General features: G+C 40.1%; 18 protein-coding genes. 4 read left to right on the forward strand and 14 right to left on the reverse strand.

From position 1 onward, the window contains the following. Nucleotides 1–154: 154 nt before the first annotated feature. The 3 genes from BAA9072_RS16620 to BAA9072_RS16630 form a co-directional block, all read right to left on the reverse strand. Entirely contained in the window at nt 155–352 is a 198-nt protein-coding gene (locus tag BAA9072_RS16620) for a hypothetical protein (RefSeq protein ID WP_201715805.1), read from the reverse strand. A gap of 97 nt (nt 353–449) precedes the next feature. After that, a complete protein-coding gene (locus BAA9072_RS16625) occupies nt 450–1,622 on the reverse strand; it encodes a TraB/GumN family protein (RefSeq protein ID WP_201715856.1) in 1,173 nt (390 codons plus the stop codon). Between the two features lie 264 nt (nt 1,623–1,886). Continuing rightward, entirely contained in the window at nt 1,887–2,474 is a 588-nt protein-coding gene (locus BAA9072_RS16630; RefSeq protein ID WP_201715806.1) for a vWA domain-containing protein, read from the reverse strand. A gap of 94 nt (nt 2,475–2,568) precedes the next feature. Here BAA9072_RS16630 and BAA9072_RS24550 point away from each other — a divergent pair, with 94 nt between their 5' ends. Both BAA9072_RS24550 and BAA9072_RS16635 read left to right on the forward strand, forming a co-directional pair. After that, complete coding sequence (locus BAA9072_RS24550) at nt 2,569–2,694, forward strand: hypothetical protein (RefSeq protein WP_269139968.1); 126 nt, start codon at nt 2,569–2,571, stop codon at nt 2,692–2,694. Nucleotides 2,695–2,736: 42 nt separating this feature from the next. After that, nucleotides 2,737–3,048, forward strand: a complete 312-nt coding sequence (locus BAA9072_RS16635; RefSeq protein ID WP_201715807.1) for a hypothetical protein — start codon at nt 2,737–2,739, stop codon at nt 3,046–3,048. Between the two features lie 34 nt (nt 3,049–3,082). On the opposite strand, the gene BAA9072_RS16640 is transcribed toward BAA9072_RS16635, so the two are convergent. The 6 genes from BAA9072_RS16640 to BAA9072_RS16660 form a co-directional block, all read right to left on the reverse strand. Next, nucleotides 3,083–3,772: a hypothetical protein gene (locus tag BAA9072_RS16640; RefSeq protein ID WP_201715808.1), complete on the reverse strand. Its 690-nt coding sequence runs from the start codon at nt 3,770–3,772 to the stop codon at nt 3,083–3,085. 197 nt (nt 3,773–3,969) lie between these two features. Next, nucleotides 3,970–5,043, reverse strand: a complete 1,074-nt coding sequence (locus BAA9072_RS16645) for an NAD(P)H-dependent flavin oxidoreductase (RefSeq protein ID WP_201715809.1) — start codon at nt 5,041–5,043, stop codon at nt 3,970–3,972. Nucleotides 5,044–5,192: 149 nt separating this feature from the next. Beyond that, the gene (locus BAA9072_RS16650) at nt 5,193–5,867 is read right to left on the reverse strand and encodes a serine/threonine protein kinase (protein WP_201715857.1); all 675 of its coding nucleotides are present in this window, start codon (nt 5,865–5,867) and stop codon (nt 5,193–5,195) included. A 205-nt stretch (nt 5,868–6,072) separates the two neighbouring features. After that, a complete protein-coding gene (locus BAA9072_RS24335; protein WP_230980910.1) occupies nt 6,073–6,288 on the reverse strand; it encodes a hypothetical protein in 216 nt (71 codons plus the stop codon). A gap of 245 nt (nt 6,289–6,533) precedes the next feature. Beyond that, nucleotides 6,534–6,779, reverse strand: a complete 246-nt coding sequence (locus tag BAA9072_RS24340; RefSeq protein ID WP_230980911.1) for a hypothetical protein — start codon at nt 6,777–6,779, stop codon at nt 6,534–6,536. 144 nt (nt 6,780–6,923) lie between these two features. Beyond that, a complete protein-coding gene (locus BAA9072_RS16660; protein WP_201715810.1) occupies nt 6,924–7,199 on the reverse strand; it encodes a helix-turn-helix domain-containing protein in 276 nt (91 codons plus the stop codon). Nucleotides 7,200–7,921: 722 nt separating this feature from the next. Between BAA9072_RS16660 and BAA9072_RS16665 the strand changes: the two genes are divergently transcribed. Then, entirely contained in the window at nt 7,922–8,539 is a 618-nt protein-coding gene (locus BAA9072_RS16665) for a class I SAM-dependent methyltransferase (RefSeq protein ID WP_201715811.1), read from the forward strand. 661 nt (nt 8,540–9,200) lie between these two features. On the opposite strand, the gene BAA9072_RS16670 is transcribed toward BAA9072_RS16665, so the two are convergent. The 5 genes from BAA9072_RS16670 to BAA9072_RS16690 all read right to left on the reverse strand — a co-directional run bounded on the left by BAA9072_RS16670 (nt 9,201) and on the right by BAA9072_RS16690 (nt 12,512). Beyond that, a complete protein-coding gene (locus tag BAA9072_RS16670) occupies nt 9,201–9,875 on the reverse strand; it encodes an HAD family hydrolase (RefSeq protein ID WP_201715812.1) in 675 nt (224 codons plus the stop codon). 30 nt (nt 9,876–9,905) lie between these two features. Then, nucleotides 9,906–10,643: a class I SAM-dependent methyltransferase gene (locus tag BAA9072_RS16675; RefSeq protein ID WP_201715813.1), complete on the reverse strand. Its 738-nt coding sequence runs from the start codon at nt 10,641–10,643 to the stop codon at nt 9,906–9,908. Between the two features lie 105 nt (nt 10,644–10,748). Next, entirely contained in the window at nt 10,749–11,243 is a 495-nt protein-coding gene (locus BAA9072_RS16680) for an NUDIX hydrolase (protein ID WP_201715858.1), read from the reverse strand. 438 nt (nt 11,244–11,681) lie between these two features. Further along, the gene (locus tag BAA9072_RS16685; RefSeq protein WP_201715814.1) at nt 11,682–11,864 is read right to left on the reverse strand and encodes a hypothetical protein; all 183 of its coding nucleotides are present in this window, start codon (nt 11,862–11,864) and stop codon (nt 11,682–11,684) included. Between the two features lie 195 nt (nt 11,865–12,059). After that, a complete protein-coding gene (locus tag BAA9072_RS16690) occupies nt 12,060–12,512 on the reverse strand; it encodes an NUDIX domain-containing protein (RefSeq protein ID WP_201715815.1) in 453 nt (150 codons plus the stop codon). Nucleotides 12,513–12,715: 203 nt separating this feature from the next. On the opposite strand from BAA9072_RS16690, the gene BAA9072_RS16695 reads away from it, so the two are divergent. Then, a complete protein-coding gene (locus tag BAA9072_RS16695; RefSeq protein ID WP_201715816.1) occupies nt 12,716–13,771 on the forward strand; it encodes a serine hydrolase domain-containing protein in 1,056 nt (351 codons plus the stop codon). The last annotated feature ends 66 nt before the right edge of the window (nt 13,772–13,837 follow it).

Here is a 13,837-nt window from a genome sequence, read left to right on the forward strand (position 1 = left end):
ATAGGGATCTTGGAACTGCGTGGACTCCCTCGTTCCAGTACTCCTGAAGCGAAGCAGCTACGGTCCCCATCCATGTACACACCTTTTTGACATTAGCCCGGGTGGACCGTATGTTTAAAAACATCGTGTATACCCAGCGCCAATGGTTACTGAATTATCTATCCTTCTTCCGCTTCTGCACCTCCAAATGGATGGCCAAATATGTAACACCCAAAAATCCTACTATTCCAAATATGCCGGCGATAATACCTTGAACCGAAGATGTAAAGAGTGTAAATCCCATCATGGTACTCAATCCTACGATAAGAAGAAGCATCCAGTGGGCGTATCGATTGATGAACTCCGTAATCATAATCCCCTCCATAAGCTATTGTTACATTCATTTTAACATAATATTCCAACCGATTATCAATAAAATAAGCCATCCTGAAGGATAGCTTATTTCGTTTCTATATATTTTCAAGAAATAATCTTACAACGTCTGCTCCTCCAATGAACGTTCCCAGTGTACTTCCTAAATTGGCAAGCACAACAATGAGCAGGATGCGGGTTACTTTGTTTCTCCAGAATCCTTTTATGCTTAGAACATCGTCGGGGAGAGAGTCGAAGTCACCTACATTGGGCCTGCGGAAATAGGCTTGGACGAAACCTGCAAACCAACCAGCTGCCAGGAGAGGATTCAATGAAGTGATAGGTGCCGCTACGAATGCTGTTAATATAGCTAACGGATGTCCCAAGCCAATGGCTACACCAAGGGCTGAGAAACCGCCGTTCCATAAGATCCAGCTGATCCCCTGCTGTATGCCTGCATCCGGGTTTGAAATGAATGTATAGGCAATGACTGCCAGGATCATGACAGGAATGGCCCAACCTATGATTTTTGGCCATTTTGATTTAGCCGGTCTTTCATTAAGCTTGTCTAAGTTATGTTCGTTATGGATTTCTTCCGTGATTCCAGGAACATGTGCCGCACCAAGAACAGCAACGATTTTCTTACCTGGTGCGTCTTTTATTTTTTGTGCCAGGTATTGGTCGCGTTCATCGATCAAGGGTGTTTTCAGTTTAGGAAACACCTGGGTGAATTCATTCAGCATTGAATCCAACATATCCTGTGATTTTATTTTTTCGAGTTCTTCCTCTGTAATTGTATCATTGCTGAAAATACTGTATACGATCTGGGTCAGGAGCTTGGCTTTCCCGCTGAAACCGACAGTATTCCAAATTCTTGAAAATGTCACCTGGATGTTTCGGTCAGCCAGAACGAGTTCCGCTTGAATTTCTTTTGCAGATTCAATGCCTTGAATCATTTCCTGTCCTGGTTTGATACCGAATTGTTTGGCCATTCGTCGCTGGAATGATCCAATGGCAAGGTTCATGAGCAGCAATGTGGCCTTCTTATCCTTAATGACTTGGAAGATGTCGGTGTCTCTCCATTTATCTCCTTCGACGATGGATTGATACCTAGGCTCGTCCAGCTCTACACACACCGTGTCGGGTTGTTCGGCTTTTATCACTTCTTTTACTTGCTCTGCACTCTGACGAGACACATGAGCCGTGCCGATGAGAATATATTCCTTCCCATCCATATGTATTCTCGTAATATTCTTTTCATTTTCTGTCATCATAGTTTACCTTCCTTTAATTCCACTGACTTTTGCATAAATTGAAACTACCTCATTATGATAAACTAGTTTTGGCAAAATTTAAATAAATTCTATTCATAATCATGAAAGATCTTGATTCTGAAGTAAGTTAATCTATATTGGCTTGGATATGCTTGGATTTTTGGTTCCCCGAATATTTCTATCTGACCTAACAGATGCCCTCCCAGTTTCACCGAAATATAAAGAAAAAATCCCATCCAATAGATGAGATCCCCGAACATATTAATATCTTTTTCTTTTATCAATCACTGCTTCACTCACCACATCATACATATCTTCAACCCCTTTGGATGAAGCTTCAAATTGATACGAATTCCCGATATCGATGCCAATATTCATTGCTTCTTCAGCAGCATTGATATTCGCCCCCAGAAAAATGAAATCCCAATTGTACCGCTCCTGTTGATGACTGATCAGATCCTTCACCAGGCTTGCTGAATAATCAACGCTCGAGTTTTCCATACCATCTGTAGTGATCACGAAGATGACTTTTTTTGGTCGCTCCACTTTTTCAATACCTGATAAGCGATGACCCACTTTGTGAATCGTTTTGCCGATAGCATCCAATAGAGCAGTGCTACCTCTTACATAATACTCCTCCTGCGTAAGTCTTACCTTATTCGCCTCTATTCCACTCCATAACTGCTCGACTGTATCATCAAAAAGAACCGTAGTAACAAGTGTTCTACCAGGTAATTGACTCTGATTTTCAATAAAAGAGTTATAACCTTCAATTGTTTCATGTTCAAGTCCACCCATTGAACCGCTTCTATCTAACAGGAATATGATTTCGGTTAGATCAGTATTCATTTTTTTCATCCTCTCTTTATCGTTTCTGATATAATCATAACCATGAAGAGTAAGATATGGGTCGCCCCGTAAGCGACATTTTGGAGGTGATGATATGCTTAGTGAAAAGACTTTGCAGGAACTTCATGATTTTGTGAAAACAACTAGAACAATACGGATATATGATATACATAAAGAAGAACCCTTTTTAAGTGATACCATTTACTCCAGTGAACTGTAAGAATTTATTGAGCGGCATCAATCAGCATCTTTTTCAGAGAGGTTGTTTCAGCATATCGATGACAAGGGTGAGACAGATGCTGCCATCTATAAAAAAGCAGGGGTTGACCGAAAGCACTTTTCCAAAATTAGATCGATTTCTGATTACAAGCCTGGCAAACGGACAGTGATAGCCCTGTGTCTTTCTCTGGAACTCTCTGAGGAAGAAACCGGAGATATGTTGAATGTAGCCGGTTTCTCCCTTTCAGACAGTGACCGATTCGATCTCGTGATACGGTTTTGTTTAGAAAAGAAAATTTATGATATCGATGACGTGAATCAAGCACTCTATTCACTTAAGGTAAAACCATTATAAAAAGGAGAGTGCCTGAAACACCACTCTCCTTCTACTAATATTTCTTTTCGATTTTCTCTTGTAAGGTTTCGATTTTCTCTGGAAGTACATACAGGTATTCAATCAAACCTTCCAATAATTCCATCAGTAGCCCGGCTGTTTCATCGTCTATTTCCCGTTCCAGTTCGAGCATTTCGTAAAATGCAGAGTTGGGATGAACAAGATGACTGAGAGCTTGGATTGGCTTGGATAGGTCGACATTCTTAGGCAACTGATCGAATTGTTCCGACAATGATTGCCCGGACGATTTATCCCCATTGAAATTCTTTAGAACACTCTCAAGTACTCGCTTGGACATCACGGCAGTTGCAGAATTATCCTTTGACTGGCTTACATTTAATGCAGAACGGAATGAACGGACAAGGTCCTGTGGGATCCTTTTATTCCCCTGAATCTGATCCAATGGACCGTTCGTAGCTAAAGGGTCGTAAATATAAAGAACGGATTCCTCGCTTCGATTAACAGAATCATTATTTAACATTACAATGAAAACAGCCGGATTCCTACACTCCGAGCAATTAGCCTCAGCGAATAACCCCTTCTTATTCACTTGATAGAAATTGGCTTTTAACAGAAACTCACTGGTCTTAGAGCAGTTTGGACATTGACTTTTAACCTTCTTAGGAACTTTTTGATAACCATACTGCACGTGTGACAGCACGGACCCCGGTAAAATTTCTCTCATGTGTACCTCCTAGAAAATGCACCTTGACGAAATGATTTTAATTATTATGAAAATTTATTTTAAATAAAAAAGCCCTTTCCTCATATCAAAATTATACCTTTGCTAGAAAGTATTACAAGGTCAAAAAATTGGAAAATAAGATTTGTGATAATGGGACTAAAGATGATTATGAAAGGATGAAATCAACGGAAAAATGTCTATCTTGTTAATTTATGTAATCCTTCTTCTACTTCCTTTACTATGGAATCGATCAGCTCATGTGCATAAACATCTTTACTGAGCCGTGGGCTTTGGCCGGCCCATAAAGACATACATTCTTTGTTATTTTGATTACCGGCTACCTTTCTTATTTCTTTAGTCAATTCGTTTTGAATGGGATAAGGAAGTAATTGATTCTCATACTTTTTCATCACGTTTGTGAATGTGTTTGAAAGCCCCCTCGCCGGTTTACCGCTGAAAACAGATGTGAGGGTTGTACTTGTCTCTTCAGCTTGTAAAATGGCTCTCTTGTGCAGGTCTTTTGCTCCACTTTCTTTCATTGTTAGAAATGCGGTACCCATTTGAACCCCTTTTGCACCAAGGGCTAGAGCGGCTATCATGCCCCTTCCATCCATAATTCCGCCTGCTGCAATAACCGGGATTTTCACAGCATCCACTGCCTGTGGAATAAGAGAGAACGTTCCGATCATCGAATCTTCGTAAGTTCCATTAAATGTACCTCGGTGCCCACCGGCTTCGCTTCCCTGTGCGACCACCATATCCACCCCACATTCTTGATTGATTAATGCCTCTTCCACTGTTGTAGCAGTTCCGATCACTTTGATTCCTTCTCTTTTCAACTCTTTCATTATCTCTTTAGGTGGAGATCCAAACGTAAAGCTGCACACCGGCACTTCTTCCTCTATGAGGGTTTCAATCTGTTTTTCAAAATCTATTTCGTTTTTTATGCCTTGACTATCGTTCAATACATTCAATTCTTTCTTGAAGGGTTCAAGTAATTTTCCCATAAGGTTCACTTGTTCTTCATTATACTGCGGTGCTTCGGGTATGAAAATATTCACTCCAAATGGAAGGTCTGTCTGTTTCTTTACTTGTTTGATCGCTTCCTGCAGACCGGTGACAGACATATATCCCGCTCCAAGCGTTCCCAGGCCACCTGAGTTAGATACTGAGGCAACCAGTTGAGGTGTAGTGACTCCTCCGGCCATTCCTGCTTGGATGATGGGATATTGTATCCCCAAACTCTTCGATACTTCGTTTTTATACCACATCTTCTCCCCTCCACCTTTCTAAACAATAACAATTATTCTTAAATAAATTATGTCAAATGAAAGCCTTTTGCACAACTGATTTGTGTTCTTAGATACTCTTCTCTATAAAAAAACGTTCAAAGCAATGAGTACTCTGAACGATTTCTTTCTTATTTAAATGAGGTAAACTTTGATACTTTTTTCATAAATTCCTCGTACGAGCCAAAATGCTTATTCCAAGAGTTATACCATTTTCGAATGGTTTCCAATAACCAAAAAGGTACAGCTCTCCCTTCTATAAGGTCATAATGATCATCATAGGCTTTCTTCAAGTGTTCCCATCTGAAATCATTTCCTGGCAGAACATATTCTGATACATCAATGATTTTCGCTCTCCCATTTTGCAATAAAATGTTTTTTAAATGGATATCACGGGGGTTCATTCCTTGTTCCCGAACATATTGTCTTGCCTTCTCGACGTCTTGTACCACTTGATGAGGAATTGGTATCCCCTGCAGCAAGCAGTCAAAGAGTGTCGGCCCTTCTTCAAAACTTAATACCAGTAATGTATCGTAAGCCGCATAGCAGGTAGAGAAATAAGGAGAATCCCCGATGGAATGATAGACTTTTTTTTCAATCTTTATTTTAGATCTTTTATCATCAGCATACAGTTTGAAAGCAAAGTCAGGTGCATAAATAGATTGAAAGACAGCCGCATCTGTCCCGACACCAATGCATCGCAAAGTTTCATTAGCACCATGGATCGTGACAGGTTCATTATTTGCATTTGAAGACACGGTCATTTGAGATAAAGATGGTAGAGCGACTTCCCATTTATTATCCATAGGCTCTCCCTTCGTCCAATTGAACTCTATTAAAGGTATGACTTGGTTTCGTACCTTATTCAGGATAATATAGCATCCGCTTATTTCAAATTTCAAGCTACAGCCTTCTAATCTTCTTAGCAATTTTAAACAATCTTTACAAAAACACACTTATCAAGAACCAGATCTACTCCTAATCCATCTGCAGATATAAATAAGTTTTTTACTATCCTGCATTGACTGTGCTACTATTTTGCTTCAGCCCGACTCCCTCTTTTCGCATTTCCAGGTCTGGAGAAATCATTTTTAGAATAAATGTACAAGCAAGTCCGATGGCAAGGATGATCACTGCCATCACCCCTGATGGAAGAAGAGCCCCGACTGTCACTGTGATAGAAGCAATCAGCATAGATATGTTGAATTTCAGTCCATTAAATGCCATATATGAACTGCGGGCATTGTCATGGGAGAGGCTCCCATATAGGATTGCTCAACGGGTACACGGAACACTTCACTGATAGTCAGTATCCCCATCATGAGGAGTAGGATAAATAAGTTATTAGAAAAAGCAAGTGCCGCATTGCTGGCTAAAAAGAAAAAACAACTCCAAACTAATACAGTTTGGTCTTTTAATGAATGAGGACTCCTTGTGACAATTAACATGAGGATCACAACCAGAATCGTATATTAGGCGTATACCAATGAAGTTTGTAAGTTGAACTTCCATCGACAGAATGAGTACACCAGCAACGGTAAAAGGACAAACAGCTTGTCCTTTATAACTTTTCCGTAATTTAAAATTAGTTTCCTTACATGTTGAGGTGGTTTCATATCCGTTTTCACCGTTGCGTAGCTCTCATCAATGAAGAATGCCACCAATAATGCTGTTCCCATCCCAATAAAGACATTGATCAAAAGTAATAGCCCTGCCACCCTTGCTCCAAAATGGAAGTCTAGGTAGATGGGCATAAATGGAAAAAATACACTTCCAATAAAACGGCTCATAAATGTTTCAATGATACGTATTTTTATATTTTTGTTATTCCTTCTCTCTATCTATTAGACGAGCCTATTTGGTCACTCGTCTAGAAGCTTTGTCAGTCGAATAATATTTACTCCTAATGCTTCAAATATTACTCGACAAGTGATGTCACTCACCCTTTCCCTGCCACCTTCAAGTCTCTTGATAGTCTGAGTGCAGACATTTGCTTTCACAGCTAACTCTTCTTGAGTCAGTTGAGACTTTACCCTCAGCAAGTATACAATCTCTCCCATATGTAGTTCTTGAGTAGTCGACTTCTCTCTTGTTAGACAAGTATTAATGGAGTTACAAAGTTTCTTCATGTCATTCATAGGTAGCTGCCTCCAACATTTGGTAAAATGGTATTTACTAAATATAAAGAAATTTCTCCAAATTTTCAAGGGAATCCGTAATAGTTTTCTATTTATACATTATGTTTGGCAGCCTATCATCGTATGAATGAGATTTGACAATTGGATGAAGGTCGAAACCGTCGGACTCATTTCCTTTAAAATGAAAAAAAGCATCGCTTAGGATGCTTTTTTAGTGTAATTTAAGTGCTTATAATGCGAGAAACAAATCCCACCTAAGTGAATAATAAACTGTGCCTATTCCTACGAATACGACGATCAGGCCAATAATATTTTCTAAAAACTTTTCTGGTAACTTAATAAATTTTAGGACCGAATATATTAATGTGGTCAACGAGATTGTAACTAAAGAAACAATGGCTATATTAATGGCAACTGTTTTTACTGGTTCTGTAATTAATTTACTGAATTCTAACAAAATAGACCCTCCTGATTTGATTCAAAACAGCGTGTTCCGCTGAATATGTAGTATCAAGAAGACTATTATACTAGAAATTACACAATTTTAATAGTGGTAGCTTAGAGTAATTCACCCTTTTAGAGGTAAGGAGTTTCCCTTAACCGCCAAACGTAATTTGTATTTAATAGAAATTTAGAAAGGTATATACTATACATACAACTACAAAAGATGGTATATGTACGTAGCAATGAAATTCAGCTCCAATAAGGAGGTACATTCACGGATGAAGAAATGGCTGATGATGAAGATAGATCAACAGTATAAAACACCTAAAGGACTGGTCGGGATATACTTTGGAGAAAAAATGGCCCTCCAACATAAAATTGAAACGATGTGGACATTGAAACTGCTCGACCTGAAGGAAAACGATCTTGCTCTGGAACTTGGATGCGGAGCCGGTTATGCCATAAAAAAGGCTATATGTGATTCAGCTGTTCAAAAAGTAGTAGGGCTGGATTTATCGAAGACTGCTCTAATCTCTGCACGCAATCGAAATAGATCAAATATCAAGAGTGGCCGTGCCGAATTTGTTCAGGGAAATGTAGTCAATCTGCCCTTTCAAGACAACATGTTTTCAAAAGTATTCAGCATCCAGTCAATTTATTTTTGGGACACTTTGCAAGAAACGGTTATGGAAATTTATCGTGTCTTAAAGGAGAAGGGCTCAATCGTGATCACTCTAAGCGATGGGAAAGACGGAAACTCATGGACCGGTATACAGGCCATGTTATCTGAAGAACTGATTCCTATAATGAAGTGCATTGGATTTTTAAACATTGAAATGAAACAAGGGCCCTCATCGAGAGGCTATCATACTGTGGTGGTGATGGGAGACAAATAATTGGGAGGACTCTCCGGCTAAAGGGAGCTTCTTATTTTATTGGGACATGTGGATGATAAATCAAACGGTTGGAAATGTGCCGGATCTCAAACATCAGTACCTTTCCCACCATGGGACCGTAAATATTCTTAATCATTATTGTTATTTTTAAAGACTCTTTTCGCAAAGTTTGTGGTTATGATTACATATACAGTATTTTGCACATGCTCTGACATTGGGTATGTGCTGCAGGGTGAGTGGGACCTGCTCCGCTTTCCACGGAAGGACGGTCGGCCGAGCCTCCTCAGCTTCGCTTCCGGGGTAAGCCCGAAAAGCGGAAGCTGCTTGCTCAGCCCCGACAAGCATAAGATGAAGGGGCTAAGAAGGCGTTCTTCGCCTTCTTGGACCATTTAGCTTATGACCTCGAGGGGCTAAGGCGCTGGAGCTGGACAGTCCGAAAAGCGGAAGCGGCTTGCTCAAGCCCCGCCAAACATAAGATGAAGGGGCCTAAGAAGGCTCTCTTTTCCCTTCTTGGAGCATTTGGCTTATAACCTCAAGGGGCCGGGGCACAGGGAAAGCGAGGATCTCTCGCTGTAATCAACCACTACACGCTTCTTCAAAAGCAACAGTATATACGAAAACAGCCATTTTAATAGATTTGTAAAACGCACATTCTCCATTCTTACTCTGGTTGTTTGTGTGTCCTAATAAACCGTGTTAAATCAGCCAAATCATCAATCACAGCATCTGCATGCTTTGCATCTCTCCATTGAGGATCTCTTTTCCAAACCCCCTTCATCCCTATCTTTTGGGCACCGTACACATCATACTCAGGGTGATCCCCAACAAAGATGCACTCTTGAGGTTCTACATCTAATCTTTTTGTCGCACGCCCGAATATTTCAGGGTCAGGCTTTTTCAGTCCTTCCCACTCAGAAATTAGAATTTCATGAAAGTAATGTTCAATTTCAAGTGCCAGGATATTGTCCATTTGAAATCGGCCAAAACCGTTCGTAATCATACCCAATTTTAACCCTGCCACCTTTAATTCACCCAGCATATTATGTAAATGGAGAAAAGGTACACAACTGTGTTTAAATTGACTAACATAATCCTCAAGCAGTTCTTTCCAAGTTAATTCAGAAATCATAAATTCTTCAATCAGTTGCTTGTAAACTCTGTCTTTCCACACGGAACCCCTCTGATCTAATTCAATGAATCTCGAAATGTATAAATCTTTAGGAATATGGTGCAGCGAAGGGTAGAGTCGTTCATATTGGTTGGTAATGAATGCATGGACAGATGCATCCCTGTTTAATAGGGTTCCATCAAGGTCGAATAGCGCAGCTTTGATCATAAAATGCACTCTCCTATTTTACTGAGTTTTTCACTTTCGACATTTCACAATCAGAGTCGTAGGTATATAACTCGCTTTTTCAAAGGAATACCACCTTTTAGAGTGCCTATTGACATCCTCTTCAGTTAATCGCACCTCTTCGACCACCTGTTCAATCAAGAAACCATTTTTGATGAGCGTATTCAAATAGGTGCTGACTTTGAACTGCTGCATGATGGCAGGTTGATTCCACGCCTCATGATGATACGGTCCTTCTTTATGATAGGGTTTGTCGAGAATGAGGGTTTCACCGGTTTGTTGTATCCGATTGTAGAACGGGTGCTCCCAGCTGAATACGAAGATCCCCCCAGGTTTAAGGTATGAAAATATATTGGCAAGCGTTTGATCGAGGTTGGTCGTCCAACCCAGGGCATAAATCGAATAGACGATATCAAAAAAATTCTTTGGTATTCCCGGATTCTCTTCCATAGGTGCTTCAAATAATATGACATCATCGTTAGAAAGTAATTGCCCAGAAGCCTGGATTTGACTGTGGGAAAGATCTAATCCCCATAGCTCGCTTGCCTGATTATTTTTCATATATTTGAGTGAATGACCACTTCCACAGCCGATGTCTAATACTTTTTTACCCCTAACTTCTCCCAGAAGCTGTAATTCGTCTTCGGTAGGGGCAAGCGGCCCATATTCAGGGAGAGGGTTTCTACCGTAGAAACGGGGTGCAGCATCATCCCAGCTTTGTTTATTGGTTGATAGTGACGCATTATTCAATCTGCCTTCCTCCTATTAACATAAATTTGTTAATCAACGAAAATCTGATTTTATCAACGGAAACTATATCACGATTCCCCTTCACCACCAATGTATATAAATCACTTATGTATGCACTGTTCGAGCAACAGAAAGAATCTCCTCGTACACACCATTCCATTCAAGATAATAATCTGCCACATAAACTGGATCGATCCAGCATCGTTCCACGGATTCATAATCTGCTCCGAATGTATATACTTCTTCAACGTTCATTGCATAAAAAAGCTGAAAACCTACTTTCGGATAGGGGCTTTGTTCGTTCCAATGGGGATTACTCTGGTGATCTACGACCAGGTAACCTAAAAGGTGGGAAGAGCCGGAAACATACGCCTCCTCCATTACTTCCCTCTTCAAGCATTCTTGGGGGGACTCACCTTCTTCCAAGTGGCCTCCCGGAAAATCCCAGCCTCTTTTAAGGAGATTCACCAAAAGCAGTTTTCCCTCTTTAAAACAGAAACCATGCACACTGGTGACTCGAGATGTGTCAGGGAGTACAGAATCCGGCCTCCATGTCAATTTCACTTTGGATTTCCCCCATAATACATATGTAGAATTCATCATTTCCCTCCAATAATTTACACTATTCCATATATTCACTATCTTATCGTATCTTAGAATAAAATGGAAAGAGTGAAACTGTTGAGCCCAGTATGTGTGGGAACCTTGTACATTTGAGGATATGAATGGATATTTTGGGACGAGAGAATTGCTAAAAATTATTTAGGATAAAGTCATTGCAGGGGAACGGGTCGAAAGTGAATAATACCTTTTAGCAGAGAGAGATAACCTGGCTAAAGGGAAGTTTGGTCAGTATTCACTCTTTTTTTCTTTTGTCGGTATCTTGTGTAGTAGAATCCCGGTACCGATTGTTATCAGCGTTAAAAGAAAAGCACTAAAAATTGGGTTTAGGCTGTAGTCCTGTTCAAAACCATCTAATATACATGAATAAATACCTGCCATTATTCCAGTTAAGATAAGCGTGTTTATTCGCAACGATCATACCCCTTTCTTTATGTAAAGCTCTTTTCGGATAGATTGTTGTTTTTGAACAATTTGTTGCTTGAGCTCTATCACCCGGTGTTGGGTGGATGAAAAGGGGGACTGCTTTTCTTCAGCTAAAACGAACGGGGTATCGGCACGCCAGATCCCATCCGGTGTATACGCAGTGCCCCTCGCCATTTACAGAACTCACTAGGGACAAGAGGTGATGGAAAGCGCAGAACGTTGATCACTCAACATTTAGAAAGAAGCTAGTGTTAAAAAGCAAGGTATTAATATATGTCTATTTCAGACCCATACGCTTGGAAATCAACTAGCACTCACTAATTAAAAAACAACAAAGTTTGCGAAAACAGCCTTATGTAATGAATAGTACTAGTTGATGTCCCCCAGGTAAACCCTGGAACTCTTATGAACTAAATATGATGCTATTTCTTTAGGGTAGAATCTATACTCCTTCAGCTCATTCAAATCAATCCACTCCACACCGACTTGATGACTATCAGGGTTTGTGGGAGTCTGTTGAACGGTCCATTCATGGAGTAACGTACATGTAAAATAAAACTCCACTTGATGTAAGTCTGAATCAAAAACTGCATGTTCATGGTTCTTCCCAATATACTCCCTTACATGTATTAGTTCTCCTATTGACACTTCACACCCAAGTTCTTCGATGCATTCTCTTTTTAAAGCAGCATGAAGTGTCTCGCCTCGCTCCTGGCCACCCCCGGGAAAAAGGTAGAAAAAACTTTCCTCGTCTTTGTTTTTAGTCAGAAGTATTTTGTTATCTCTTATAATGACGGCTTTTGCAGAGTTACGAATGGTCATCGGCAAATTTCCCTTCTAATTATCTTAAGCTTTCATATGTATAGAACATGCTTTTTGTATTTGGTAGATTAGTATGCACATAATAACATTCAATATTTATCGTGAATAATCCTGCTAAAGTTTCATGAGGAGGAAAAGAAGGTTTGTTTCAGACATCTTAGTAATTTTTTGATATCCCCATTCAACAAGAAAGGATGATTTATTTGATCGATCTTACTATGGTTGAAAAAATAGTAGCAACCCTGCGTGAAAAACACGGGCTCCCCGGCATATCTGTGTGCCTGACTGATTTGAATGGGGAAAACTTTATTACGTCAGCAGGGGTTCAAACATTTAATCAGGATACATTATTAGATCCCTCTGATCATCAACGTGTTGGAAGTATTACAAAAATAGTGACTAGCACGCTGATTTTGAAACTCCAAGAAAAAGGTCTCCTTTCACTTGAACAATCCGTTGAATCCATCTTACCCGGTATCCTGAAAGATGGCAGCCGGATTTCAGTCCGTCAATTGCTTCAGCATAGAAGTGGTTTGAAGGACTATATTTGGATGGATATTGCAGGCACTAAATGTATCGAGCATGCGGTTTCAAGTATACAAGATCTTTTCCCCCCTCAAAGTCTTATAAGACTTATCGCCAACCAAGAGCTGGAATTTGAACCCGGAACTGAATACAAGTACTCTAATACTGGTTATATTCTGCTAGGAATGATCGTGGAAAAATGTTCAGGAGAAAAGTTTGAAGATGCAGTCGATCAATGGATCATCCAACCACTTCATCTGGAGAGGACATACTTTCCCTCTAAGAATCATATAAGGCTCCCATTTGCCACAGGTCATTCACAAGCTACACCGGACTTGTCAGACATTTCAGATGAGAAATCAGAATTAACTGAACTCAACGTTTCGATTATGTGGACTGCGGGGGCTCTCATTTCCAATCCGGCAGAAATCCAAAAAATAATGAAGGCACTCTTCAGCAATCTTCTATTATCCCAGGTATCACTGGAACAAATGCTGGATTTCCATGAAACTGATATTCCGAACCAATTCTACGGTTTGGGTCTATACAAGTATACGTTTGATAACGGAATGCAAGCATATGGTCACCATGGAGGGGTCCATGGATATGAATCCTTGACTCTGTATTACCCAGATCATGAAATATTCACAACGGTTATCGTGAATCAGATGCCTGTTGGAGTTATGTCACTTGCATATCAGCTGTATCAGGAAGTTTTTAAAAAAGAGTTGTAAGTGTTGTTAAGTAGAAAACGCTCATCTGGGAGCGTTTTTCTTCTGCCCAGTTGTTGGTTTGATACG

The organism is Rossellomorea arthrocnemi (genome assembly GCF_904424705.1).
GTDB classification, from domain to species: Bacteria; Bacillota; Bacilli; order Bacillales; family Bacillaceae_B; genus Rossellomorea; species Rossellomorea arthrocnemi.